General features: G+C 62.7%; 37 protein-coding genes. 6 read left to right on the top strand and 31 right to left on the bottom strand.

All coding sequences use genetic code 11. From position 1 onward, the window contains the following. Both ACR652_RS10970 and ACR652_RS10965 read left to right on the top strand, forming a co-directional pair. On the top strand, positions 1 to 199 hold a 199-nt coding region (locus ACR652_RS10970; protein ID WP_434506537.1), incomplete at its 5' end, for a hypothetical protein. Positions 200 to 322: 123 nt separating this feature from the next. Continuing rightward, a complete protein-coding gene (locus tag ACR652_RS10965; RefSeq protein ID WP_434506536.1) occupies positions 323 to 631 on the top strand; it encodes a hypothetical protein in 309 nt (102 codons plus the stop codon). A 29-nt stretch (positions 632 to 660) separates the two neighbouring features. On the opposite strand, the gene ACR652_RS10960 is transcribed toward ACR652_RS10965, so the two are convergent. The 9 genes from ACR652_RS10960 to ACR652_RS10920 all read right to left on the bottom strand — a co-directional run bounded on the left by ACR652_RS10960 (position 661) and on the right by ACR652_RS10920 (position 3,642). Then, positions 661 to 831: a hypothetical protein gene (locus ACR652_RS10960; RefSeq protein ID WP_434506535.1), complete on the bottom strand. Its 171-nt coding sequence runs from the start codon at positions 829 to 831 to the stop codon at positions 661 to 663. A gap of 9 nt (positions 832 to 840) precedes the next feature. Continuing rightward, on the bottom strand, positions 841 to 1,236 hold the full coding sequence (locus ACR652_RS10955; protein ID WP_434506534.1) for a hypothetical protein: 396 nt from the start codon (positions 1,234 to 1,236) through the stop codon (positions 841 to 843). Positions 1,237 to 1,241: 5 nt separating this feature from the next. Continuing rightward, on the bottom strand, positions 1,242 to 1,403 hold the full coding sequence (locus ACR652_RS10950; RefSeq protein WP_434506533.1) for a hypothetical protein: 162 nt from the start codon (positions 1,401 to 1,403) through the stop codon (positions 1,242 to 1,244). 602 nt (positions 1,404 to 2,005) lie between these two features. Next, complete coding sequence (locus ACR652_RS10945; protein ID WP_434506532.1) at positions 2,006 to 2,275, bottom strand: hypothetical protein; 270 nt, start codon at positions 2,273 to 2,275, stop codon at positions 2,006 to 2,008. Then, on the bottom strand, positions 2,272 to 2,487 hold the full coding sequence (locus ACR652_RS10940; RefSeq protein WP_434506531.1) for a hypothetical protein: 216 nt from the start codon (positions 2,485 to 2,487) through the stop codon (positions 2,272 to 2,274). The genes ACR652_RS10945 and ACR652_RS10940 overlap by 4 nt, the downstream gene beginning before the upstream one ends. Further along, on the bottom strand, positions 2,484 to 2,867 hold the full coding sequence (locus ACR652_RS10935; RefSeq protein ID WP_434506530.1) for a hypothetical protein: 384 nt from the start codon (positions 2,865 to 2,867) through the stop codon (positions 2,484 to 2,486). The genes ACR652_RS10940 and ACR652_RS10935 overlap by 4 nt, the downstream gene beginning before the upstream one ends. Beyond that, positions 2,860 to 3,078 (bottom strand): hypothetical protein, encoded by a 219-nt coding sequence (locus ACR652_RS10930; RefSeq protein ID WP_434506529.1) that lies wholly within the window; start codon positions 3,076 to 3,078, stop codon positions 2,860 to 2,862. The genes ACR652_RS10935 and ACR652_RS10930 overlap by 8 nt, the downstream gene beginning before the upstream one ends. Beyond that, the gene (locus ACR652_RS10925) at positions 3,071 to 3,298 is read right to left on the bottom strand and encodes a hypothetical protein (RefSeq protein ID WP_434506528.1); all 228 of its coding nucleotides are present in this window, start codon (positions 3,296 to 3,298) and stop codon (positions 3,071 to 3,073) included. The genes ACR652_RS10930 and ACR652_RS10925 overlap by 8 nt, the downstream gene beginning before the upstream one ends. Before the next feature lie 110 nt (positions 3,299 to 3,408). After that, entirely contained in the window at positions 3,409 to 3,642 is a 234-nt protein-coding gene (locus ACR652_RS10920; RefSeq protein WP_434506527.1) for a hypothetical protein, read from the bottom strand. 119 nt (positions 3,643 to 3,761) lie between these two features. On the opposite strand from ACR652_RS10920, the gene ACR652_RS10915 reads away from it, so the two are divergent. Next, positions 3,762 to 3,983, top strand: a complete 222-nt coding sequence (locus tag ACR652_RS10915; protein ID WP_434506526.1) for a helix-turn-helix domain-containing protein — start codon at positions 3,762 to 3,764, stop codon at positions 3,981 to 3,983. Positions 3,984 to 4,198: 215 nt separating this feature from the next. Here the strand turns inward: ACR652_RS10915 and ACR652_RS10910 are convergent, their stop codons facing one another. From ACR652_RS10910 to ACR652_RS10835, 16 genes are all read right to left on the bottom strand, one after another. Then, positions 4,199 to 4,435, bottom strand: a complete 237-nt coding sequence (locus ACR652_RS10910) for a hypothetical protein (RefSeq protein WP_434506525.1) — start codon at positions 4,433 to 4,435, stop codon at positions 4,199 to 4,201. A gap of 20 nt (positions 4,436 to 4,455) precedes the next feature. After that, the gene (locus ACR652_RS10905; RefSeq protein WP_434506524.1) at positions 4,456 to 6,381 is read right to left on the bottom strand and encodes a hypothetical protein; all 1,926 of its coding nucleotides are present in this window, start codon (positions 6,379 to 6,381) and stop codon (positions 4,456 to 4,458) included. 5 nt (positions 6,382 to 6,386) lie between these two features. Then, positions 6,387 to 6,860 (bottom strand): hypothetical protein, encoded by a 474-nt coding sequence (locus tag ACR652_RS10900; protein WP_434506523.1) that lies wholly within the window; start codon positions 6,858 to 6,860, stop codon positions 6,387 to 6,389. A gap of 133 nt (positions 6,861 to 6,993) precedes the next feature. Then, positions 6,994 to 7,725, bottom strand: a complete 732-nt coding sequence (locus ACR652_RS10895; protein ID WP_434506522.1) for a hypothetical protein — start codon at positions 7,723 to 7,725, stop codon at positions 6,994 to 6,996. A 103-nt stretch (positions 7,726 to 7,828) separates the two neighbouring features. Further along, the gene (locus ACR652_RS10890; RefSeq protein WP_434506521.1) at positions 7,829 to 8,173 is read right to left on the bottom strand and encodes a hypothetical protein; all 345 of its coding nucleotides are present in this window, start codon (positions 8,171 to 8,173) and stop codon (positions 7,829 to 7,831) included. Positions 8,174 to 8,182: 9 nt separating this feature from the next. Then, complete coding sequence (locus ACR652_RS10885; protein WP_434506520.1) at positions 8,183 to 8,893, bottom strand: hypothetical protein; 711 nt, start codon at positions 8,891 to 8,893, stop codon at positions 8,183 to 8,185. Next, positions 8,890 to 9,135, bottom strand: coding sequence for a hypothetical protein (locus tag ACR652_RS10880; RefSeq protein ID WP_434506519.1), 246 nt, complete (start codon positions 9,133 to 9,135; stop codon positions 8,890 to 8,892). Before ACR652_RS10880 ends, ACR652_RS10885 begins: the two co-directional genes overlap by 4 nt. Next, on the bottom strand, positions 9,132 to 9,551 hold the full coding sequence (locus tag ACR652_RS10875) for a hypothetical protein (RefSeq protein ID WP_434506518.1): 420 nt from the start codon (positions 9,549 to 9,551) through the stop codon (positions 9,132 to 9,134). The genes ACR652_RS10880 and ACR652_RS10875 overlap by 4 nt, the downstream gene beginning before the upstream one ends. Positions 9,552 to 9,708: 157 nt before the next feature. Then, complete coding sequence (locus ACR652_RS10870; protein WP_434506517.1) at positions 9,709 to 9,915, bottom strand: hypothetical protein; 207 nt, start codon at positions 9,913 to 9,915, stop codon at positions 9,709 to 9,711. A gap of 63 nt (positions 9,916 to 9,978) precedes the next feature. Then, positions 9,979 to 10,275, bottom strand: a complete 297-nt coding sequence (locus ACR652_RS10865; protein ID WP_434506516.1) for a hypothetical protein — start codon at positions 10,273 to 10,275, stop codon at positions 9,979 to 9,981. Between the two features lie 256 nt (positions 10,276 to 10,531). Next, positions 10,532 to 11,677 (bottom strand): AAA family ATPase, encoded by a 1,146-nt coding sequence (locus ACR652_RS10860; protein WP_434506515.1) that lies wholly within the window; start codon positions 11,675 to 11,677, stop codon positions 10,532 to 10,534. Continuing rightward, positions 11,674 to 12,306 (bottom strand): hypothetical protein, encoded by a 633-nt coding sequence (locus tag ACR652_RS10855; RefSeq protein ID WP_434506514.1) that lies wholly within the window; start codon positions 12,304 to 12,306, stop codon positions 11,674 to 11,676. Before ACR652_RS10855 ends, ACR652_RS10860 begins: the two co-directional genes overlap by 4 nt. Continuing rightward, entirely contained in the window at positions 12,296 to 12,805 is a 510-nt protein-coding gene (locus ACR652_RS10850) for a hypothetical protein (protein WP_434506513.1), read from the bottom strand. Before ACR652_RS10850 ends, ACR652_RS10855 begins: the two co-directional genes overlap by 11 nt. Then, positions 12,802 to 13,029 (bottom strand): hypothetical protein, encoded by a 228-nt coding sequence (locus ACR652_RS10845; protein ID WP_434506512.1) that lies wholly within the window; start codon positions 13,027 to 13,029, stop codon positions 12,802 to 12,804. The genes ACR652_RS10850 and ACR652_RS10845 overlap by 4 nt, the downstream gene beginning before the upstream one ends. Next, the gene (locus ACR652_RS10840) at positions 13,026 to 13,175 is read right to left on the bottom strand and encodes a hypothetical protein (RefSeq protein WP_434506511.1); all 150 of its coding nucleotides are present in this window, start codon (positions 13,173 to 13,175) and stop codon (positions 13,026 to 13,028) included. Before ACR652_RS10840 ends, ACR652_RS10845 begins: the two co-directional genes overlap by 4 nt. 67 nt (positions 13,176 to 13,242) lie before the next feature. Next, positions 13,243 to 13,467, bottom strand: a complete 225-nt coding sequence (locus ACR652_RS10835; RefSeq protein WP_434506510.1) for a hypothetical protein — start codon at positions 13,465 to 13,467, stop codon at positions 13,243 to 13,245. A 139-nt stretch (positions 13,468 to 13,606) separates the two neighbouring features. Here ACR652_RS10835 and ACR652_RS10830 point away from each other — a divergent pair, with 139 nt between their 5' ends. Then, positions 13,607 to 14,107: a hypothetical protein gene (locus ACR652_RS10830; RefSeq protein ID WP_434506509.1), complete on the top strand. Its 501-nt coding sequence runs from the start codon at positions 13,607 to 13,609 to the stop codon at positions 14,105 to 14,107. Between the two features lie 30 nt (positions 14,108 to 14,137). Continuing rightward, positions 14,138 to 15,328 carry a tyrosine-type recombinase/integrase gene (locus tag ACR652_RS10825; protein WP_434506508.1) on the top strand — a complete coding sequence of 397 codons (1,191 nt, stop codon included), beginning with the start codon at positions 14,138 to 14,140 and terminating at the stop codon, positions 15,326 to 15,328. A 302-nt stretch (positions 15,329 to 15,630) separates the two neighbouring features. Here the strand turns inward: ACR652_RS10825 and ACR652_RS10820 are convergent, their stop codons facing one another. The 6 genes from ACR652_RS10820 to ACR652_RS10795 all read right to left on the bottom strand — a co-directional run bounded on the left by ACR652_RS10820 (position 15,631) and on the right by ACR652_RS10795 (position 18,350). After that, complete coding sequence (locus ACR652_RS10820; RefSeq protein ID WP_434506507.1) at positions 15,631 to 15,954, bottom strand: hypothetical protein; 324 nt, start codon at positions 15,952 to 15,954, stop codon at positions 15,631 to 15,633. A 326-nt stretch (positions 15,955 to 16,280) separates the two neighbouring features. Next, positions 16,281 to 16,856, bottom strand: coding sequence for a recombinase family protein (locus ACR652_RS10815; RefSeq protein WP_434506506.1), 576 nt, complete (start codon positions 16,854 to 16,856; stop codon positions 16,281 to 16,283). Beyond that, positions 16,857 to 17,357: a recombinase family protein gene (locus ACR652_RS10810; RefSeq protein ID WP_434506505.1), complete on the bottom strand. Its 501-nt coding sequence runs from the start codon at positions 17,355 to 17,357 to the stop codon at positions 16,857 to 16,859. Further along, positions 17,344 to 17,745: a DUF2924 domain-containing protein gene (locus tag ACR652_RS10805; RefSeq protein WP_434506504.1), complete on the bottom strand. Its 402-nt coding sequence runs from the start codon at positions 17,743 to 17,745 to the stop codon at positions 17,344 to 17,346. The genes ACR652_RS10810 and ACR652_RS10805 overlap by 14 nt, the downstream gene beginning before the upstream one ends. A 78-nt stretch (positions 17,746 to 17,823) precedes the next feature. After that, positions 17,824 to 18,015: a DUF3489 domain-containing protein gene (locus ACR652_RS10800; protein WP_434506503.1), complete on the bottom strand. Its 192-nt coding sequence runs from the start codon at positions 18,013 to 18,015 to the stop codon at positions 17,824 to 17,826. Further along, positions 18,009 to 18,350 carry a hypothetical protein gene (locus ACR652_RS10795; RefSeq protein ID WP_434506502.1) on the bottom strand — a complete coding sequence of 114 codons (342 nt, stop codon included), beginning with the start codon at positions 18,348 to 18,350 and terminating at the stop codon, positions 18,009 to 18,011. The genes ACR652_RS10800 and ACR652_RS10795 overlap by 7 nt, the downstream gene beginning before the upstream one ends. A gap of 759 nt (positions 18,351 to 19,109) precedes the next feature. On the opposite strand from ACR652_RS10795, the gene ACR652_RS10790 reads away from it, so the two are divergent. Further along, on the top strand, positions 19,110 to 19,640 hold the full coding sequence (locus ACR652_RS10790) for a flavin reductase family protein (RefSeq protein ID WP_434506501.1): 531 nt from the start codon (positions 19,110 to 19,112) through the stop codon (positions 19,638 to 19,640). Positions 19,641 to 19,751 lie beyond the last annotated feature (111 nt).

The raw sequence follows: 19,751 nt of genomic DNA, 5'->3' as shown, positions 1-19,751 counted from the left end.
GAAGACGGCCGCTGACGTTGTGCTGCCGCCGATAATGGTCTCCCGGAAAACGATGGGCGATGTCGAGCACCTCTCGAAGACCCTCGCGCTCCCGCCGGATTGGATGCTTGCCCGCCTGCTCGAGGCCGTGGCCGCCGAGCCCACTGTCGCCGCAAATCTTTTGGACGGGGTGAAGGCCCCGAAGGCGAAGGCGGCCTGAGCCCGGAACCAAGATCGGGCCAAATCTGGCTCGATCTCTAAGTCCCTGATATCCCTCAATACCTTTCCGTGGTCTTTCCCGAACCTCTCCGCCACGTCGGCGTCGCGGCGCGCCAGAGATACCATGAAACCGGTAGCCAATAACGCCGTTCAAATGATATCGGTCAACAAAACCGTAGCCACGATTCAGGGTCAGAACGTGATCGACAAAACACCGCGGCCACGCCAGCGCCGTTATCGCGCCGAGACCAATGTCGATCCGGCCCTGTCGCTTCTGGACAAACTCTCGCCGGAAACCCGCGCCGAGTTCGATCGATTGCGCTCGGCGCTTAAGGGCGAGAGCGACGATGAGAAGCTCATCTATCTGATCGAGATGTTTCTTCGTTCGAGCGCGCGCAATCGTGCGCATACACAGCTAGAGCATAGTAAATAACGAACGCCGAGTCGTAGGACCCGATAGGCTCACGCCGCGAGCGCCAGGCGCTGTTCCTCGAACGTCCGCCGGATCTTCGCTGCCGCCCACGCCGTCGACAGGCAGCGCCCGAAAGTCCACCCGAGCCCCAGCCGCTGGCCGTCTCTGAAGCGCTTGTGCGCGTCGCGGAAAATGGCGGCGCGGTCATACCCCTTGCTCATGGTCATCTCCTACTCGGCCGCTTGCATTGACGGCGGCCAGCGGCTCGGCACTCGCCATCCGCCCCGCCGGTCCAGCGGCATGGTGCGGCCGCGGTGGCGCGTCCATGCCGCCCATTCCTGTGATCCGCACGCGATCCATACGAGCGCATCCGCTTGATGCTGCGGCTTTCGCGCAGTTTTGCGCGGAAGTTCCCAGCGCCCTTCGTCGAGCCATCGGCGAGCGCTCATCGAATAGCGCGGTGGTTTGCCTTCACGGTCCCGCGCATAGGCGACGGCGCCGGAGATGATGTTCTCGGGGTCCGCGCGCCCGATCGCCCGCTCCCATGCCGCCCGAGCCGCCGCCGCGTCGTGCCCGCCCTCTCGCTCGGGGAACGCCTCAAGGAACCGCTGGAATGGGTCTCCCATGGCGCCTACTCCCAAGGGACAGCGGCGTCATCGAGAATTACGGGCTTGCCGCGAAACTCGGGATCGGCGCCACGGGTGACCTTGAATCGCTCGCGCATGACAAGGGTCGTCTTGCAGCCGGCCGCCGTGCAATTGAACCATCGCGTGTAATAGTAAGGCTGCGCCAAATGCCTTTCTGTGATCGCCGCGTGTTCGCGTATCTGCATCGGCCTGCCACACCGTGGGCATGGCTCAGTATCACCGGCAACCACAACGTAGCTTTTCTTGGCCATTTTGGTCTCCGCGCATAGCTCCTTCCCTTTCTCCCGGATGATGATGGGGGAACCCACCTCTCCGCCCCGGACCATGGGGGCAGCTCTCGCTGCGGATACTCGGTTACCCTCGGCGCTTGGGTTGCCAGTCCGCGCGCCCCAGCGTTGTCCCCGCCAGTTCCCGATGGCCTTCAAGGCGGCCAAACCGATCGCCGTTGGTTCCGGGGAGTCATTCCCGGCTGACAGCGGCAAAGGGCGATGCACCTGACCGGGGGTTGCCCGGTATCAAACGTCGCCGGTCGCAAGGGGCAGCGTTGCCGGCTATTCGGGGATTGAGCTCCCCGCGAGCTTGGTGAGGCCCACGCATCGCGCGAGCGGTTCTAGTCAGCGTCCCTCGCTCAATCGGCCGCAGGCGCGACCGGGCTTCTCCCGGCTATCTCCGGGGATAAGGGGCAGGAAATTTTTGAGAGAAAGGGCGCTTGCCACGCCCAGCCTCTCTTTGGGGCGATCCGGCGGACCTAGCGCCCGCTCAGGCCCGCGAAGGCGAAGAGGGGCAAGCGCTCTTCCTCGCCGTCCGCGTCTTCCTCTGGCTCGGGGTCCGGGTCGCCCGCGAGTTCGTCCGCGAGCTCAATGAGCGCGCCGGAAAGTTCCGGCAGGCCCGGGAGGTCCGGGAGGTCGAGATCGCCGAGGGCGTCGAGGGCGCGAGAGACGCGCCGCTCAAGGCCGGCGGGCGGCTCCACGAAGGTCCGAGGGGCGTCCCGGCGGCGCGGCAGTTCGATCATCGTCATTGGCTGCCACCGCGATGCAGCAAGGCGAAGTCCCCGGCCTCAGCCTGAAGCTCGCGCAGGCTGATAATGATCTCGTCCGCCATGCCGCCAACGGCTTCCCGGATTTCTTCATCCGAAATGGCGCCGTCGATCGCGGCCTTGAGCGCGATGCAGTCAATCTTGAGGGCGCGTATCCGGTCGAAAATGTGGTTTGCATCCATATTCGCGCTCATGGCTTGTTCCCTTCGGCTGATGCGGGATTGGCGATCGCGAGCAGGTCGAAAAGGACCGAGTCCGCGAGGCGCAGGTCCATCGTGGGCGGCCACTGCGTGGCGGAAACATTTTCGGCGCTTTTCGGGCAAATTCCTTCGAAAACGCCCCCGTGGCACCAGTTTAGCGCCTCGGCCTTCGCACGGACTCCCGCGAGCGTCCGGGCCGGCGTGTCGATCATCCGAGCGACGATGCTTTTGGCGCCTGCCAGCGCGGCCTCAATTGCATCGTCATTGTCCTCGTCGTCTGGGAGCGCCTTTTCGTATTCCCAAGCGACAGCAAACGCGGCGGCAAGGCGGAAGATTTCGGCGTCGTCATCTGGCGGGGTGGGAGTCTCAGCCATTGCTCGCCTCCGCCGCCTCGTGCTGCGCGGAAAGCTCTCGGTAGAGACAGCGGAGCCCGTCGCTGAGCGTCGCGGCGAGGCGGTCAAGCGCGGCCCTTTCCTCTTTTGAAATCGAGACAGAGCCGCTTACCGCCATCTCGATCCCTTGCGCCTCGTTCACGAGGTCGTGGAGGCGATCGATAATTTCATGGGTTCCGAGGGGCTCAGCCATTTCTGGCCTCCTTCTCGGCCCGCAGCATTTCGAGCAAATCCCCGGCGGCGCGAGCGGCGTCTTTCAGCAGCTCGGCGAGCCCGTCGACGCTATCAATGGCGTCATACTGCTCCGCGATGGAAACGAGCTCCGCCAGCGCGTCGAGCCGGCGCCACTGGCGCAGTGCGAGATCGTAGGACGTCGGGCCGAGGTCGGCTTCGGTTTCGGTTTCAGCGACCATGGCGGCGGCCTCCACGGATGGAGGCCACGGCGCGCGCGGTCTCGCTAATGGCAAACGAAAGCCACAAGAGACCGAACGGGGCGAGAAAATAGAGGGTGGCGACGGTCTGGTCAGACATGATCGCCCCCGCTGATCGCATAGGCGGCGCCGGCGAGGCGGCGGACGAAGGCGTCGCGCTGGGCGAGGGTGTTGAACTGCCATTCGTCGCGCCGGCCGTCCTCGCGCAGGAATTGGACAGATAGCCCTGCGGCGCGCCGCTCGGCGATAACGCGCCGGGGCGTCTCGACGACGGCCGCCGGGAGCGTGGGTGGCAAGCTGTGCACGAAGCTGTGGTCGAATTGCATGGGACATGCCTTTCCCGTTTGCGGAAGTGGTGCTTTCCGCGTTGGTTTGTGCTATGGGCACAGTGTGGAATTTACACATGTGGAAATAGCACATGGCTGGGCATATGACAAGCGCACAGATGAGAGCGGCCCGAGGGCTCGTAAACTGGAGTGTTCGTGAGCTTTCGGAGAGGTCAGGCGTTCACCGGAACACGATCACCAATTTCGAGACCGGCAAATCCGGTGGCGACGAAACCACCATCTCCGCCATCCGCGCCGCCCTCGAGGCCGCGGGGGTGATCTTCGTCGCGGAGAATGGCGAGGGCCCGGGGGTGCGGCTCAGGAAGGCGGGCGGAAAATGAAGTGGCTTTGGCCCAAATTCATGCGAGGGCGCGGAAATCAGCCCGGAGAGGACGACGAAACATATTTCGTGCTGTTTGCGTTTATTGCGATCGCCGTTCTGCTTGCCGTTCTAATCGCACTTTAGCCGCGCTCCCCCAGCCTTCGCCCGGTCGATGAGCGGCTTGCGGTCTTCCGGCGCCATCTTCGCCAATGCGTCCAGCCGGCGCTCGGCCCCTTACACTAGCGCAGCAATCTCGCGCGCGATCGCGTGCTCTAAATCGTCGGGCAATTCCACCGCCGGCATGACTGCGCCCCCGTGCGCAACGCCCGGCGCGTCGATCAGAAGCTTTCCGTCCATGCCGCGCCGGACCTCCAGGCCATTCAACCGCAACGGGATTTTGCCGATCTCGACTTCGGCAGACGCGACGGCAATGAGGCCATCGCGCCCGATTCTCTCGACAGAAACCGTCAATGTGGTTTTCGTCGTTCTCATCAATGTGAGGGCGGCATGGACACGCCAGTGTCGGGCGACAGCGCGCCCTCTGTCGACGTGGTTGAAGTGGCGAAGATGCTGAAGCCGGGGGCGGGAGCCACGCGCACATCAACAGCTATTCTTGCCGCGCCTTCGAGCTTCGCCACGGGCGCTTGCATCACAGGGCCGCCGAGCCCGAAGTTCGCGAGTCCGGAGCGATCGCCCTTGCTCGCGGCCGTCAACGCGGCGACGGGCCTGGGCAACTGGAAGAGCTTGTCGGTCTCGTCAAGCATGGCGTTCAGCTTGCGGAAGTTCTCATACATTTTATAGGAGAACGCGCCGACGTCGGCGGCAAGAGCAATGGGACCCATCGTTCTTGTAAACGCGCCGAGACCTGCTGTTACGCCAGGGCCGCCGAAGTAGCCGCCGAGGGCGCTGAGACCCAAATGAGTGCCAAAGATCGACGCAAGGCCACCACCGATAAGCGTCCGCGTGTGCTCCTTCGGGTCCTCACTGATTTTCTTCTCCCACTCGCGCAACCGGTCTGAAATCGAGTTCGCGAACGACGTGATTTTCGGATTGAGGTCACGGCCCAACGTCGCAGACAGCGCGTTGAACTGCTCCGTCAATCCCTTCATCGCCGTGGGAAGGTCCTCGCTCATGATCTTCGCAACGGAGGGCGAAAGGTCCATGCCACCGCGCGCCATGTTCACGTCACGCTGTATCTGCTCGCGGTTCAAGATGAAGTGCGTCATGATCTTGGCGACGTTCTTGTCGCTGTATGCGCCCGCAAGGGTCTCAGTGATTTTCAGGGGGTCCGTGATCTTGTGGCGCGTCAGCGCTGGGGAGACAACTTCGGTCGCATATTGGAACGGATTCGTCAGCGCGAGGTCGCTGCGAATAAGGCCGCCTGGCATAATGCCGGCCACGTCGCCTTGCTTGTTCCGAACGATCTTCTTCGGATCAATCAGCCCGAGCTCGTTGAGGATTTTGGCGCTCTTGACCTTCATCTTGCCGCCAACAAGCGCAGAGAACATCGAGCCGAGGGCCGTTCCGGCAGTGTCACCGCCCATCGTCTGAATGAGGGACGGGAATACGCCCGCGACAAACTCTTTCGACCACTGCGTCGACGCGGCTCCTGCGTGCTGGGCGGCGGCGAACATGGCCGATGGCGGCACGCTGTCGCCGAACACATTCATCGCCCGCCCCGTCCCCTCAATGAAGGTGCTGAAGCTTTTCAAGTTCTTCGTCGCGCCGATCAGGTCGGCGGCGCGAAGGATGTTTTCCATCTCGCGGGAAACCTCTTCATCCGAGACGCCTTGCTTGGTGTGCTGCATCAGCACACGAAACTTCAGGAGCGGGTCCATGAACTTTATGGCATCTTCGTATGTGCCCGCGATCGTCCGAGCGTTACGGATCATGGTCCCGATGGTCGTCTGGCCAACCGGCTTAAACTCCTTCGCCAGGCGCTCCATTTCTTCGTTGGCCCCGGCAACCTCTTCCGGCGACATGCCGGCCATCTTCATCCGGAGATTTTCGGTCGCGCGGAGGCTCGCGTCCTTCGAAATTTTCATGATGAACGGGGTGATTGCGGCCGCTGTCGACCCCGCGACCATGGCCGTCTCCGCGGCCCGCTCGGTCGCCGACGCCATGACGCCTGGACCACGGGCGCTGACGGCTCTGGCCACGGGAGCCGCTGCCGCCGCGGTCGCTGCGGCGGCGTTGATTGAGGACATGCGAGCGGCAATGTCGGCGTGACGGGCCGCCGAGAGCGCTTGGTTCCGATAGAACCCGCTCATTCTACCGGCCACGCCATCCATGCGGCGCGAGGCAGCCTCGGCGGTCTGCTCGAGCCCGCGCAAGCGCTGGGACACGGCCGAAAATGTCTGCCCGGTGTTATCCTGGGCGCTGATTGAGATGCGGGTTTCTGTCGGTTTCGCAGCCATTGTGATTACTCCGTCACGCCGAATTTCACGCATGTGTCAAAGTCAGGCCACTGGTCACGCGGTGGCAGGCCGAGTAGCGTGTCGTTGACAACGTTCGCCGCAGCGAGTCCCTCATCAAAAGCTAGCCGACGGATTTTTTCGACCGTCTCTTCGTCAACGCCCGCGTTCTTCGCGGCCCGCGCGGCGACATTCGGCACAAAAACAAACATCGAAGCGACCGCGATCCTCGATCCCGCTACAACCGGGTTGTCTGGATCGTCCTTCGCTCCGCGCGACGACGCCTTACCGCGCAGCTCCCGTAAAATTGCGTGCGCCGCCTCGCCGGCTTTGCCGTCGATATTAGAAGCGATCCATTTAGCCGCGTTTTCGAAGTCTAATTGCCCGTCCGCGCGCTGCGGCATGCCAGCCGAAAGGTATTGGCTCACCCTTCCAGGTGAAATCCCAAGTTTTTCAGAGAATTCGCGCTTGCCGACGATCATGTAGTTTCTCCGCTTTTAGATTGTATAAAATTTTTTATAGATCGGGACCAAGCGGTTCGAACCACCCGCAACTATACGCGGAGCTAGAAGGACCCATGCCCGGGGGTGCCCATCCGAACATCCCGCGCACCCCTCACCTCGCCGTCGCGATCGCCTGGGCGATTCCCTTTGCAATCTCCTCCGCCGCCACCGCTGCGACCTTGGCTTCGGCCACCCTGTGGAACTCGAAGCGCGGTCGGTAGCTGGGGTCCTTGATGATGTGGAACACCGGCACAACGGACCTGCCGTGGCGAGCGTAGACACCAGGCTTGAGGCCGCCTCGGGCAGACTGCAGCATGAAATATTCCGCTCGCTTGCCTCTGGCGCGGAGCCGGGAGCGGACCGTTTGATTTTGCATCGGATCGCTAGAGGCGCGGAGCTGCGAGATAATGCTGGTGATAGTTCCCCGGCTGACGTTCCCGTAGGCGTCGAGCTGGACACCGGACGCGGGCGCGAGCGCCATGCCGCCGGGAAGTCTTCCGGTTGCGGCAAGCGCCCGCTCAAAGCGCTTGATATTGCGGGGCCCGCCGTAAATCTCGGGCGCCAGATATTTCTCGGCCGGCGTTCCCTTGCCGGCGAACTGCTTGAAGCCGACCGCCGCGACCAGGGCGGCTTTCTTGGCCGGCGTGACCTGCATGGAGTTCAGCGTGTAGGGCGTCGGGCGGTCGAACACCCGCTGCATCTCCTCTCGCAGCGCGACCCGCGTCGCCATCGCCGTGCGTGTGAGCCCGAGCGCCACGCCGAAGGGGATTTGACGCTGGATCCTGTTCAATTCCTTCAGCGTCTCCGCGATGGGAACTTCGATCTTGACTGATAATCCTGTCATCGATCCTCGCCCGATTTGGATAGATCGGCGGGCGGCGGGGAACCCATTCCGCCGCCCACCTCGCGCACATCTCCGCCGAAGGGACGCGCGCATTCCGACGCCGCTACCCGATCGTCTCGAGGACACGCAGCGCGCGACGATGTGCGGCGAGTTCGTCGCAGAGCACACCGTGGGCGCGCTGGATCTCCTCGAGCTCGTCCTCGGAGATACCTTCCGTGACTTCGGCTGCTTTCGCGCGCGCGGCCGCATCCAGCGACTCGATTTTTCGATTGATGAGTTCGCGGGGCGAACTGTTCGAGGCGCTATCAGCAAAGCTGCGCTCTGCGGCTTCCGCTGTCCCTTCAGCGGCGACGCCGAGAAAGACGAGCGCCTCGGCTTCGTGCTCAGGCAGGTCGAGGATTTGTCCGGCTCGAAAGTTTTGGAAGTCTTTGAGAATTCGAATTGCCATTTTTGCCTCCTATGCCGCGGCGCGCGAGGTGTGCAGGCGCACCGGCCGGCGCTGAGTGTGCGGTTCGATTGCAAAAGCGCCCGGTCGCAGTCCGGCTTGTTCGGAGAGCTTGAGAACATCAGCAGCGCGTAGGTAAAACTCAGCCTGATCGCCAGGAGCGGGGTCATGCGGTAGCGCTCTCAGAAGGCCGCCGCCAAGCTGATCGGAAACAGCGCGGATGGCGCGCCAGATGATACAGTCCTGCATGAGGCGATCAGCAGCGCCGCTGACGAGACGAAGGAAAGCGGCTTCGTTTCGTCCGGACGTGTTGAAAACACAACGGGCGAGGTCGGCAAGCTCCGCATTGTCCCTAGCGGCGGTCCATGTGGTGAGAGGCTCCAGGCCGGCGGCGTCCTCAACACGGCGCTCTGCCGCGCCGCCGGCTGCCGTGTAGATGGCTAACGGCAATAAGTCCCGCCAATCGATCAGGGCGCGCTTTGATGGCGCTGGCGGGACGGCGGGCGGCAACTCGGTCTGACTGAACTTCGGACCTTCATGGCGCCACGTTCCAGCATACCCATCAACCACCTCAACGAGCTCGCCGTCGGTTGTCTCCGAGTAGGCGGCCCTGAGCACCAGGTCCACTGGGTCCATCCCGAGCGCGATCCGCGCGATTCCGTGTCCAGCCTCGTGGAAGGCTTGCCGGAACGGCGCGTCGCAGCGTCGCAGCACTTCGGTCATCTGTGGAACCTCCCCCGTGGTTGCCGGCACAGGTCCGCGTCTTCGGCGTCGCCGTCGTCTTCTTCTGCGTCAGCGACCTCATCGGCGCGCTCCACACCAAGAGCGAGAGAGCCGCGCACGAGCTCCTCGTCCGTCACTTCCTCGAGGCGCAGCGGGCCTTCCGACGGCGGCAGGCCGACGGCGGCGCGGATCAGCTCGGCGGCGCGCCGTTCTATCAATTCTTCGATCGGGTCGCCGATCATTCCGCGCTCCCATCGGCAACGGTGCGGCGAGTGTCTTCGTGCGCCCGTGCAGACGCCAGCCTCTTGCCGAAGTTCTCGACGACATCTTGGGAGATGACGAGTGGCCCATCCCCCCAATGAGGCGGGTTGTGGCCGGCGCGCCGAGCGGCTTGGTCGTATTCAGCGTGTGTGGTCTTCAGCACTTCGAGCGCATCGTGGGCAGCTTTCATCGCGCCGTGAAAGGCGGCCATCGCGTCATGACGCGCATCAAAGGCCGCCCGCATCTGGCGCTCGGCAAGCTCTCGCTGCGCCGCCTGGAGGCGGCCTTGCAGCACGCGCTCGAGCTCGTCCAGCCGCTCCAGCCTAGCGTGATGACGCTCCGTCGTCATGTCGAACTTTATGAGATTATCTTCGCTCACGCTCTCATCGATCAACATGGATTTTCGCTTCGCTGCGTGTCCCGCGATCTCGGCGTGAAGGCGGGCGCGCTCGCTCTCCACGGCCTGGAGGTCATCGGCGATTGTCGCGATGCGGGCCTCCGCGGTCTCGGCTGCTTCGGCGCCCTGGCTCTTCAAAAAGTCGAAGAATCCCATTTCAGTCCTCCCCTTTGCCGGAGCGCTCCGCCGAGGCCTTCTTCGGCGCGACCATCTCAGCGACGCGGTTGAACAGCGTCTTGTTGAACTTGGCGCGGCCGGTTCTAACCAGGTGGTCCGCGACGCTGTCCTCAAACGAGGCAATCTCGCCGGCTGCGTAAAGGCAGGGCCAGACTTGCGTGTTCACAGTGAATTCGATTGCTTTCATCGAGCCTCCGGTGATTTGTTCGGAGCATGGCGGCGCCGGGTTATTAAGTTCAAGGCCTGCGAATTAATATGTTTGCTCCCGGTGGCCCTCCGCGATGTTTTTGAGCTGGCCATACCCGATCGTCTTGCCGTTGTTCAGAGCGGTGAGCCTTTGAAGCTCCGGATCGTCAGTGCGGCGCGTTATGTGCTCAATCCATGCTTCGGCCAGGCGCTTGCAGCGGCCACACAGCGCGCCATGGCCGAAGCGGGTTTCGAGCAGCTCCCGGATGAGGGCGTCCCGTCGATCAAACCGCTTTGCACGGGCGGCACGCAGGGCCGCGTCTATCGTGGCGCGAAAGTCCTCGCGGCGGGCGTCGGTCATTTCCGCCGCCGCGGCATGGATAATTTCGATTGCGGCGCCAACATCGGCGGCGGCGGGAGGGAGGGCGGCGAGGGCCGCGGCGAGGTGAGGGTCGGTCATAGGCGAGCCTCTCCAGCCATTCCCCTATTGGATGCGTGAGCGAGCGTGAGAAAGCGTGAGCCCTCACGAATTTTCACGCGCCCAAAGCGGGAGGAGACCGTGAGCGAGCGTGAGGGGGTTCTATAAGAACCCTCACGCATCTCACGCTCACGCAGGGTCAGGGCAGCCATAGGACACGACCCCCGTTTTGCTCTCCGGCTACCAGTCTTTTGGCGTCGAGGTTCTTCTTGATGGCTGAGTTGAAGGCTTGCCGCTGGCGATCGGCAAGCTTCTTGGCCGTGTCGCCTTCCTTTGGCTTCTCCGCGATGCGCGTGTAATAGCGTTCCCTAACAACCTCGTCGGAAACAGCCCGCACCAGCGGCCCATTTGGGAATGGCCGGAATGTTTCGCCAAGCTCCTCGATCGCCTGCGACGTGACTTCCATAAAAAGTCGCTGCGACGGCGGAACGACGGGTGCACGGGCCTTTGGCGCGGCGTCTGTGGCGTTTTCGACGCTCTCGACAACGAGGGTCGATATCTCGTCGCCATCCTCGTCGTGGCCAATCACGACGCGACCCAGGCGAGCGATAAGGCGCACGTCCGAGGAGTCGTCTTTGAGCTTGGCCAGCGTCAATGAAGCAGCGAGGTCGCCTTCCATCCGCTCACAGAGGATCGCGGCATCGAGCGCTCCCAGGAGCGATGAATGGCCGCGCATCCGGCGGTCATCGCCAAGGCCCGTATGGTGCACCACAAGCACGAGGCAGTTAAAGCGCTCAGCCAGCGCGCCGGCATTCGCGACGAAAGCCGTCATGCCGGCCCCGTTTTCATCATTGCCCGCGAGCGTCGCGGCAAGCGTGTCCAAGACGAGCAATCCGGGAGTTACGCAGGCCCCTTCTATGGCCGAAACGAGGGCTGCGAGGTCGCCCTTCTCGGCGCCTAGGTTCGGCGCGGCAGGGATCATTGCAAAGGGAACATCTTCCCCAATGTTAGGGTGCGCGATCTGAAACCCGGCCTTGCGTTTCCGCAGCCCAGCCGCCGCCTCGGCCGCGATGTATAAAACCGGTGCCTGATTGGCGCGCCGCCCCGCCCAGTCCCAACCAAGGGCGACCGAAAGTCCGATATGGGCCACAATGAAGCTTTTAAAGCTGCCTGGCTTTCCGAAGATCGCCGCGAGTCCAACACGCGGGAGAACGCGCTTGATCGCCCATTCCTCGCGCCCGTCGAAGGCGATCTGCGACCATGGTTCGACCCTGAAGCGCTTATCGCTGGGAGGGCGGGACTTTGACTGCGGAGGGTTGTCGTCGAGAGGAGCCCATTCCGTCATGCGGCTTTCCTCTGCTTTTCGCTCGGCGCGACAATCTTTGGGGCGATCGTCAATTCCTCGCGCAAACGCCTCCCGAATGCATGATCCAGGACGCCGAGGGTAATGCCATCAAGCCAGCGCGCCGCGCGGGAAGGGTCGATGATAAAAACCCCCTCTCGCCCAGCGCGCAGCCAGGAGAGAACGCTTTCATGGGCAATGAGCGGCCCGTCAATCTGGGGGCGCGCGACGTTTTCCAGGCCCAGCGCCGGGACCGCGCCACGCCATAACGCGAATTCGCCGCGCTCGATGCCCCAGGCGGCGAGATCGACGACCTCCGTGAATTCGTCTCTGGCGGGGATGATCGCCGCTGGCGTCGACGCGTTGCCTGGGAGATACCTGGAAAGCTCGAACCTCGCCCCGCCGAGGAAGACGACAGGTTCACAGGCGAGCGCGTCGAGATGGTCGCGACCATTGACGGCGCGCCCGCGCACGCCGAGGCGCCACAGCGCAGACCATGCGCGCTCAACGCAGGCTATTGGCGCGCACGAGAGATATTCCATCTCGACCTCGTTGAGCAGGCCGAGACCCAGCGTGCGCGGGTCTATCGGCTGGCCGTTGGGGACGTCTGTGAGCGGGAGATCAGCGTCCATCTTCGCCTCCCGTAATTGCGCCGATCCGGAGGAGGCCAGCGACGGCGATCAGCGCCGCCTCAGCGCGACCGTCATCTTTCACGCGGGCGAAAAGGTCGGCTTTGTCGGGCCAGCGGCGGATCGCCTCCGATCGCGCAGCGTCCTTTGCGCCAACCTTGCCTGGCGCAATGCCAACCGCGCGCTTCCAGGTTGGAGGGGTTAGGAATGTCGCGGGGATCCCGGCGGCGCCGAGGGCCCCCTCGATGACGCCGCGCGCTCTCCCGAACGCGAAAGCGCCGACCGCGCCTTCACCTGGCCTTGCGCCGACAAACTCCACGAAGGCGTGGCCCGCGTGCGATTTCCAGACAAGGCTTGCCAGAAGAGGGGCGTTGACGGCCTTGCGGCCTGCGGGACCATCGGCGAGCACCGGCATGTCGAACAACTCCCGCAGCTCACCCGCGGGAGAGAGGACAGCGATGGCGCCGCGACCGCCCACATCGATTCCGAGGATGGATTTCATGCGCTGCCCTCCTCATGAGAGAGGCACGCTGGATTGACGCCGCGCACGTCATCGCGTGCGAGGATCCATCCGTCGCCAATCAGGCTGAGCACCTCGAGCAGGGCGTCTTGATACTCGGCGCCTGCCCAGGCGAGACCAGCAAGCGAGCCGGTGCGCCGGATTTCGATGGTGCCGACAAAAATGCGGTCGACGGGATTGCCGAAGATTTCCAGATACCCCTTCATCGCGCGCCCTCCCGTTTCTGGAGGGCGATCACCGCCGCGGCGGCGGCCAACGACTTCACCAGGGCGCGGCGGCGCGGCTGGCGCGCGGCGCAAAATTCGTGGATTTTTGTCGGGTTTTGCGGTATCTCGGAGCCGATCGCTGCCACGCTGATCGCTTTCCGAGCCCGGCCCGCCGCCCGCGAGGCCGGGTTCATCTTTGCTGGGGTCATAGGATCAGGCCGCCCCCTGCTCGAGGCGGCGCAGGCCGGCGAGGATCGTCGAGCGGCGCGCTTCCCACATCGAGCCGCGTTTGAACGCTCCAGGGATCAAACCCTTCGACAACTGGTGATAGGTCGCGCGCGGGGTCTGGTCCAAAAACTCAGCAATTGCGTCGACACCACGGAGAATATCGCCCTTCAGCGTCTCCGGAGGCGTCTGGGGATTAGGCGAGGTGTCCATCGGCCATCCTTTCTGGGCAAGAAATGCAAGTGTGCATTTCCATACGTAGGCTGCCAGAGAAGGAAAGAAAGTCAAGAGTGCATTTGCTATATTTCGGGAGGGCCGATATAAGGAGTGGAACGGATGGGAGAGCGAGGGAATGTATACTTACGCCCAAGTCGAGGAGGCGCTGGCCAAGCTAAACGGGGCGCATTCCGATCCGCGCCGTGGGGCATTTCGTGCCCGCCTTCAGCATTACCGTCGTATAGGTCTAGTTCAGGAAAGCCCGGGCAAGGGGAAGCGCGTCGCCTACACGATCGCGCACGTCCAAATTTGGGCCTTCAGCCTATGCCTAGCCCAAATCGGTATTGATCCGACTGCAATCAAAAAACTCGTCGACGGCTTTAAGCCGAAGATCATGGCGGCATTTCAGGACGCGGGCAGGGGCGGCGAGGACCTCTACGTTGTTTTTAATCCATGGTTTCTGACTATTCCCGTAGATGAGGAACTGCCGCTCCATCGCCCGGATTTCTTCGAGATCGTTTCCGCTTCGAGATTCAAGGAACATTCGGATTTTTGGATTGGTCGGATTTGCTGCGTCGTTAATATTTCTGATCTTCAGAGGAAGTTGGAGAGTGACCTTCAGGCCATCGCGGCTTGACGCGTCGCGCTCGTCGGCGATGATCTCGCCATGTCGGTGAGAAAACGCACATGGACCAACCCCAAGGGGGAGGAAAAGCTCGCTTGGATTGTCGACTATTTCGACGCCAGCGGAAAACGCCGCCTCAAAACATTCAAGCTCAAAAAAGAGGCGGAGGCCTTCGCTGCCCAGACGACCGTAGATATCCGAGCGGGAGTCCACACGCCAGACAGCGCCAGCATCGCGGTGAGGGAAGCGGCTGCCCTTTGGGTGGAAAGCTGCGAGGGACGGAACCTCGAACCGACAACGATCGCTGCTTACGAGCAACACGTCGACTTGCACATCATCCCGGCGCTCGGGGGCATAAAGCTTTCTCAGCTCACGGCGCCCATGGTCCGCGCCTTCGAAGACGCATTGCGCTCCGGGGCCGCGCCCTTCGATCGGCCGCGCTCGCAGGCGATGATTAAGCGCATCTTGCGGAGTCTCGGCTCGATCCTTTCGGACGCGCAAGAGCGGGGTCTGGTCGCTCGTAACGTCGTCCGCGAGGTTCGCGCGCGTCGTCACGGGGGAGCCGAACGAAAGGCGGCGGCGCGCCAGAAACGGCGGCTGAGGGTAGGGGTGGATATTCCGACGCGCGCGGAAGTTCGCGCTATCCTGAAGGCAGCCAAGGGCCGTTGGCGGCCGCTCCTCATGGTGGCTGTTTTTGCCGGCCTGCGGTCGTCAGAGGTCCGCGGCCTGCATTGGGAAGACGTCGACTTGAAGCGCGGCGAGCTTCATGTCCGACGCCGCGCCGATCGATACAAGACGCTCGGGCCTCCCAAGACTGAAGCCGGCGAGCGCATGGTGCCTATCCCGGCGCCCTTGATTGCCGCGCTTCGCGAATGGAAGGTCGCCTGCCCGCCGGGCGATATGGTCTTTCCGACAGGGGTAGGGACGATCGAACTACACCAGAACATTGTGAACCGGGGCCTGAAGCCCGCATGCGTCGCGGCCGGAGTCGTCTCGGGGGAGGGCGTGGCGAAGTATCCTGGCCTGCATAGTCTCAGGCACTTTTTCGCCTCGTGGCTTATCAACCGGCGCGAGGACGGCGGCCTTGGGCTCCCGGCAAAGATCGTCCAGGAGCGTATGGGCCACAGTAATATCGCCGTGACGCTTGATACGTATGGACACCTTTTCCCGCAGGAGAATCACGCTGCGGAACTCGCGGCGGCGGCTGCGTCCATCCTGGATGATGCAACATGAGTGCAACATGGCTGACGAAAAAGCTATGAAATCAATGGATGATAACGCACTCTGACTCCGTTAATCTTGGTTCGAATCCAGGTCCCCCAGCCAGCGAAATCCCCGAATTCCTATGTCTCCCATGGTTACCGGCCGAGCCCGGAAGGCCCCGATTTTTCCGTCGTTTACGATAGGGGCCTTGCAGCGAGCGCCTCCTGGAGACGCAAACCAGGGACTTTCGACGCGTGAATGGCGCGAATGTCTCTGAGGCCGATTTTCAGACCGTCAGTTGTGCAGCTTTGCTGGTGGGGTGCAGGCTTAGGTCAGGGCAGGGAAAAGCCAAGAACGCGCTTTTGTTCTCGCCAGTCGTGCGGCAAACCTCTCGACAGGGCGATGAGTCGCGTCGGCGTCAGCTCAACCGGGTGCTGGCCGGCGAGGATGGCCCGGACAATGTCCGGCGAGAGGTAGGACAGGCGCAGCAGCACGGCCAGATAACCCCGCCGCACGCCGAGCCGGGCAGCCATCGCTTCAACGCTGTCGTCTTGACCGGAAAAGAGCATCGCGCGCATGGCCATCGCTTTGGCGATGAGCGAGGCGAGGCCGCTGTCGACGGCGTTGGCGGCGCCATCGCCGATGACGAGCCGCACGCCCTTCCCGGCGCGTCGGAGGCTAGCGATAACGGACAGCGTCAAAGGCTGTGCAAGCGATAGTGGATTCGTCCATCGAGGCGAAGCGTTCGGCAAGGCGACTGAAGGAAGCGACGCTCGGTCCAAGTGCATGAGGATCTGCTCGTCGCCGACCTCTATCCGCGTGATCAGCGCGCGTACGATCTCCCGCCGTTCGAGCGAAGTTTGTCTCGTCCAACGGTCGGCAAGCGCTTTTGATCCACCGATCAGAGCCCGTTGTGTCGGCGCATCAAGAACCAGCGGCGCGACGGCGCTGATGATCTCCGCCTCGGAAGCGAATAACGCGCTCAGCCGATCCAGCACCAGCCCTTCGATGTCGCCCGCAGGAATCCGCGGCCTTTGGATTGGCCATTCCTGCTGCCCGCGATGAGCGCGGCGGAGACGTAATAGCGATAGCGTTTGCCTTTCTTCACGGCATGGGTCGGCGACAAGCGATGTCCCTCGTCGTCGAAGATCAGGCCCGCCCACAGACTCGGCTCCTCCGCGCCAGCGCCCAACGACCGTTCGACCCAATTTGTTGACAGAGATTCCTCTACAGCTTGCCAAAGCGCTGCGTCGACGATCGCCTCGTGCTGGCCGGGATGGACGTTACCCTTTTGGGCGACCTTTCCGACGTAAAGCGGGTTCTGCAGCATCAGGTAAAGGTTGCCCCGCGAGAAAGGCTTGCCGCCGCAGAGCTTCCCCTGCGCGCCCTCCCGTCGTTTGCTGACGACGCCGCGCGCATTGAGTTCGGCTTTAAGAAGCGCAACCGAGCCGAGCTCGGCGTAACGCTGGAAGATCATTCGGACAGTCGCCGCCTCCGCCTCGTTGACGACGAGCTTCTTATCTTTCACGTCATAACTCAGCGGGACGTTGCCGCCCATCTACATGGCTTTGGCCTTCGAGGCGGCGATCTTGTCTCTGATGCGCTCCCCAGCAATCTCCCGTTCGAACTGGGCGAAGGAGAGCAGCATGTTGGGTGGGACTCCCCATGGAATTCGTGGTGTTGAACTGCTGGGTGACGGAGACGAAGGACGCCCATGGGCGTCGAACACGTCGACGATCTTGGCGAAGTCGGCCAGCAAGCGGGTCAGACGGTCGACCTTGTAGACGACGATGATCTGAACCTTCTTCGCGACAGCATCAGCCAGCAGCCGCGGCAGGGCAGGGCGGTCCATGGTCCCGCCCGAAAGGCCGCCGTCGTCATACATATCGGGAAGAGCGACCCAGCCGGCGTGGCGCTGGCTGGCGATATAGGCTTCGCAGGCCTCGCGCTGGGCGTCGAGGGAGTTGAACTCCTGCTCCAGCCCGTCCTCGGAAGATTTGCGCGTGTAGATGGCGCAACGGACAACACCAGAGGAATGTGCGCGATCAGGCCTCCGCATGGCCGCTCTCCGCGCTCTTTGATGAAGCGCCAGTCAGCCTTCTCAGCCCGAAGAAGCGAGGCCCCGACCAATGGGCTCCCGTGATCTTTTCGGCGATGAGGGTCAGCGAGCTATCGAGTTCGCCGTTCCATTCGAATCCGTCCGAGTCGACAAGGACCGAATGGGTGGCGCCGCGCCATTCGCGCACCAGCCGCGTGCCAGGCTTCAGGGAAACCGGCGCAACGAACAACTTATCGGCATTGGTTTTAGCGTTGAAGCTTTCCAGCTTGCGCAGCGTTACTTTTGAGAGGCCGCCGAGCGGCCTCTCCTGAAGCTTGTAGGTGATCCCCGCATGAGGAGATCGCGTGACAAGCGCATCGGTGGCTGCGCCCGATGCAGCTTGCGCCACTCTGCCCGCAGCTCGAAGATCGTCAAATCGGCAAGCCGGACGAGCTCGGCGGCGATATCGACCGAAGCCTTGCTCATGTCAGCGGCTTCGGCGCGCCTTCATATGGTAGCGATGGACGCCGTCGGCGGTCTTGGCGCTCGACAGCGACAAGCCGAGCTTCTTCTTCACCGTCCCAGCGAGGAAGCCGCGCACGCTGTGCTGCTGCCAGTTCGTCGCCTGCATCATCTCTTCGATGCTTGCTCCCTCTGGGCGGCTGAGCAGGGTCAGCATGCGCTCCTGCTTCGTGCTGCGACCGGCGTGCGGTTGATCGACTGGCGTGGGCGCCGTTGCAGCAGGCGCCGCTGCTTCTGGCGTTTCGACGCCTCGGAAGTCTTCGGCGCTAAAGCGGCTTTGGCCTTTGCGTTCTTTGACGGCGCAAGCCTCTCTGCTTGGAATGGTTGCGCCTTGGTCGTCGTCTGAACCGCAAGCATGCGATCGGCTGCCGGCTCCGACGCTTTATCCAGCTTGCGGACGTTGGCGACCATCTCCTTAATGGAGAGTCTTGCTTGCGGTTTCGTAGCCGGAACAGGTGCAGGTTTCCGGTGCCTTGTTACTGTCGCGGTCATGACCGTGGGCTCCTGAAAACGCCGGAACGGCGTTCGCACTGCCCAAAGCCCCGCAGTTCGCGAGGCTCACCAGTTCCGCGCGAGAGGCCCGCGCCACACGCACACCACTGCGTGTTTTCCGGCGAAAGTCCAGTCGGATTTTAGCGTATTACTGCTTTTGCAGACCTGCCCTTGGCGACCCACGCACTTCTCGAAGAGCGTGAGGCGGTTCATCTCGTCTTCAATCGGCATCGCCGCGACGCAGCAGTAGCATCCCGTTTCCGGGGGAGCGCCTAACTTTTGAGGCGCTTTGGGAATGCGTTGTTCCGGCAGAAACCACCGATCTGGCGTCGCGGTCAGCTAAAGACGACGAGCGTGCCCTTAGGAACGCGCTCTGCAGAAGTTTTTGGTTATGTGGTTAGTCAAACAGTAATATTGCGATATGCATTCTTCACATGATATCTACTAAGCAGAGATCGTAACTACTGTGAATTATAGACTATTACAATAAGCGCACATTATCGGACATTATTTACGCAAGACAGGCCCGGCGCATATTGCGCGAAAAATGGTAAAAAAGCGCCGCCATCGGCTCCGATTCTTGCCATGCACTTGTGTGATTCGATGCTGGCGCGCGAAATCGTCTCAGCCGCCCGGCGTCGTCCCCCAAGCGCCTCCGGCGGGCACGCCGCGCCGAGTGATGGCCGAGAATAGCTTGTAGATTCAAAAGCGTAGTCCGACGGGCCGCGGGTTCCTAGCGCGAAGGGTGGGAAATGCATCATGAGAGATCTGCCTTTGTCCAAGGTGTATCAGTTGATCGAGCCGGGCCCGGTTGTCCTGCTCACAACGGGGCATGACGGCGCGCGGAACGTCATGACCATGTCCTGGCATATGGTGGTGGACTTCAATCCGCCGCTGATCGCGTGCATCGTCAGCGACCGGGATCACAGTTTCGTGGCGCTGCGGGCGACGAAGGAATGCGTGATCGCGATCCCGTCTGTCGAACTCGCGGCGAAAGTCGTCGCGATCGGCAACTGCTCCGGCCGGGAAGTCGACAAGTTCGCGACCTTCCGCCTGACGCCAAAGACGGACGGGCGTGTTTCGGCGCCCCTGATCGCCGAGTGCTTCGCCAACATCGAATGCAGGGTGGTGGATACGCGCCTCGTGAACAAATTTGGCCTTTTCGTTCTGGAAGGTCTCAAGGCATGGGTCGATCCGCTGAAGAAGAATCCAAAGACGATCCATCATCAGGGCTTCGGCAGGTTCGTCGTCGACGGTGACACGATCGAGTTGGCGTCGCGGATGCCCTGACCTGGCGCTTGTTTGATCGCCTACGAGGCGTTCTCGCGCCGGCCAGGCCGCCCGGTGTGGCGCGGCGCCTGCCTGAGACGCATATCTTAATTTGCGTCATGCTCGCGTAAA

The sequence above is a fragment of the Methylocystis sp. genome, from assembly GCF_051061225.1.
Classification (GTDB): domain Bacteria; phylum Pseudomonadota; class Alphaproteobacteria; order Rhizobiales; family Beijerinckiaceae; genus Methylocystis.
This window is presented reverse-complemented; position numbering and strand designations above follow the sequence as displayed.

Excerpts from the sequence above, each read along its gene's own strand:
- ACR652_RS10965 (WP_434506536.1), top strand. The coding sequence starts at position 323 with ATGAAACCGGTAGCCAATAACGCCGTTCAAATGATATCGGTCAACAAA.
- ACR652_RS10960 (WP_434506535.1), bottom strand. The coding sequence starts at position 831 with ATGAGCAAGGGGTATGACCGCGCCGCCATTTTCCGCGACGCGCACAAG.
- ACR652_RS10955 (WP_434506534.1), bottom strand. The coding sequence starts at position 1,236 with ATGGGAGACCCATTCCAGCGGTTCCTTGAGGCGTTCCCCGAGCGAGAG.
- ACR652_RS10945 (WP_434506532.1), bottom strand. The coding sequence starts at position 2,275 with ATGACGATGATCGAACTGCCGCGCCGCCGGGACGCCCCTCGGACCTTC.
- ACR652_RS10940 (WP_434506531.1), bottom strand. The coding sequence starts at position 2,487 with ATGAGCGCGAATATGGATGCAAACCACATTTTCGACCGGATACGCGCC.
- ACR652_RS10935 (WP_434506530.1), bottom strand. The coding sequence starts at position 2,867 with ATGGCTGAGACTCCCACCCCGCCAGATGACGACGCCGAAATCTTCCGC.
- ACR652_RS10930 (WP_434506529.1), bottom strand. The coding sequence starts at position 3,078 with ATGGCTGAGCCCCTCGGAACCCATGAAATTATCGATCGCCTCCACGAC.
- ACR652_RS10925 (WP_434506528.1), bottom strand. The coding sequence starts at position 3,298 with ATGGTCGCTGAAACCGAAACCGAAGCCGACCTCGGCCCGACGTCCTAC.
- ACR652_RS10920 (WP_434506527.1), bottom strand. The coding sequence starts at position 3,642 with ATGCAATTCGACCACAGCTTCGTGCACAGCTTGCCACCCACGCTCCCG.
- ACR652_RS10915 (WP_434506526.1), top strand. The coding sequence starts at position 3,762 with ATGAGAGCGGCCCGAGGGCTCGTAAACTGGAGTGTTCGTGAGCTTTCG.
- ACR652_RS10905 (WP_434506524.1), bottom strand. The coding sequence starts at position 6,381 with ATGGCTGCGAAACCGACAGAAACCCGCATCTCAATCAGCGCCCAGGAT.
- ACR652_RS10900 (WP_434506523.1), bottom strand. The coding sequence starts at position 6,860 with ATGATCGTCGGCAAGCGCGAATTCTCTGAAAAACTTGGGATTTCACCT.
- ACR652_RS10895 (WP_434506522.1), bottom strand. The coding sequence starts at position 7,725 with ATGACAGGATTATCAGTCAAGATCGAAGTTCCCATCGCGGAGACGCTG.
- ACR652_RS10890 (WP_434506521.1), bottom strand. The coding sequence starts at position 8,173 with ATGGCAATTCGAATTCTCAAAGACTTCCAAAACTTTCGAGCCGGACAA.
- ACR652_RS10885 (WP_434506520.1), bottom strand. The coding sequence starts at position 8,893 with ATGACCGAAGTGCTGCGACGCTGCGACGCGCCGTTCCGGCAAGCCTTC.
- ACR652_RS10880 (WP_434506519.1), bottom strand. The coding sequence starts at position 9,135 with ATGATCGGCGACCCGATCGAAGAATTGATAGAACGGCGCGCCGCCGAG.
- ACR652_RS10875 (WP_434506518.1), bottom strand. The coding sequence starts at position 9,551 with ATGTTGATCGATGAGAGCGTGAGCGAAGATAATCTCATAAAGTTCGAC.
- ACR652_RS10870 (WP_434506517.1), bottom strand. The coding sequence starts at position 9,915 with ATGAAAGCAATCGAATTCACTGTGAACACGCAAGTCTGGCCCTGCCTT.
- ACR652_RS10865 (WP_434506516.1), bottom strand. The coding sequence starts at position 10,275 with ATGACCGACGCCCGCCGCGAGGACTTTCGCGCCACGATAGACGCGGCC.
- ACR652_RS10860 (WP_434506515.1), bottom strand. The coding sequence starts at position 11,677 with ATGACGGAATGGGCTCCTCTCGACGACAACCCTCCGCAGTCAAAGTCC.
- ACR652_RS10855 (WP_434506514.1), bottom strand. The coding sequence starts at position 12,306 with ATGGACGCTGATCTCCCGCTCACAGACGTCCCCAACGGCCAGCCGATA.
- ACR652_RS10850 (WP_434506513.1), bottom strand. The coding sequence starts at position 12,805 with ATGAAATCCATCCTCGGAATCGATGTGGGCGGTCGCGGCGCCATCGCT.
- ACR652_RS10845 (WP_434506512.1), bottom strand. The coding sequence starts at position 13,029 with ATGAAGGGGTATCTGGAAATCTTCGGCAATCCCGTCGACCGCATTTTT.
- ACR652_RS10835 (WP_434506510.1), bottom strand. The coding sequence starts at position 13,467 with ATGGACACCTCGCCTAATCCCCAGACGCCTCCGGAGACGCTGAAGGGC.
- ACR652_RS10830 (WP_434506509.1), top strand. The coding sequence starts at position 13,607 with ATGTATACTTACGCCCAAGTCGAGGAGGCGCTGGCCAAGCTAAACGGG.
- ACR652_RS10825 (WP_434506508.1), top strand. The coding sequence starts at position 14,138 with ATGTCGGTGAGAAAACGCACATGGACCAACCCCAAGGGGGAGGAAAAG.
- ACR652_RS10815 (WP_434506506.1), bottom strand. The coding sequence starts at position 16,856 with ATGGGCGGCAACGTCCCGCTGAGTTATGACGTGAAAGATAAGAAGCTC.
- ACR652_RS10810 (WP_434506505.1), bottom strand. The coding sequence starts at position 17,357 with ATGCGGAGGCCTGATCGCGCACATTCCTCTGGTGTTGTCCGTTGCGCC.
- ACR652_RS10800 (WP_434506503.1), bottom strand. The coding sequence starts at position 18,015 with ATGCTGACCCTGCTCAGCCGCCCAGAGGGAGCAAGCATCGAAGAGATG.
- ACR652_RS10795 (WP_434506502.1), bottom strand. The coding sequence starts at position 18,350 with ATGACCGCGACAGTAACAAGGCACCGGAAACCTGCACCTGTTCCGGCT.
- ACR652_RS10790 (WP_434506501.1), top strand. The coding sequence starts at position 19,110 with ATGAGAGATCTGCCTTTGTCCAAGGTGTATCAGTTGATCGAGCCGGGC.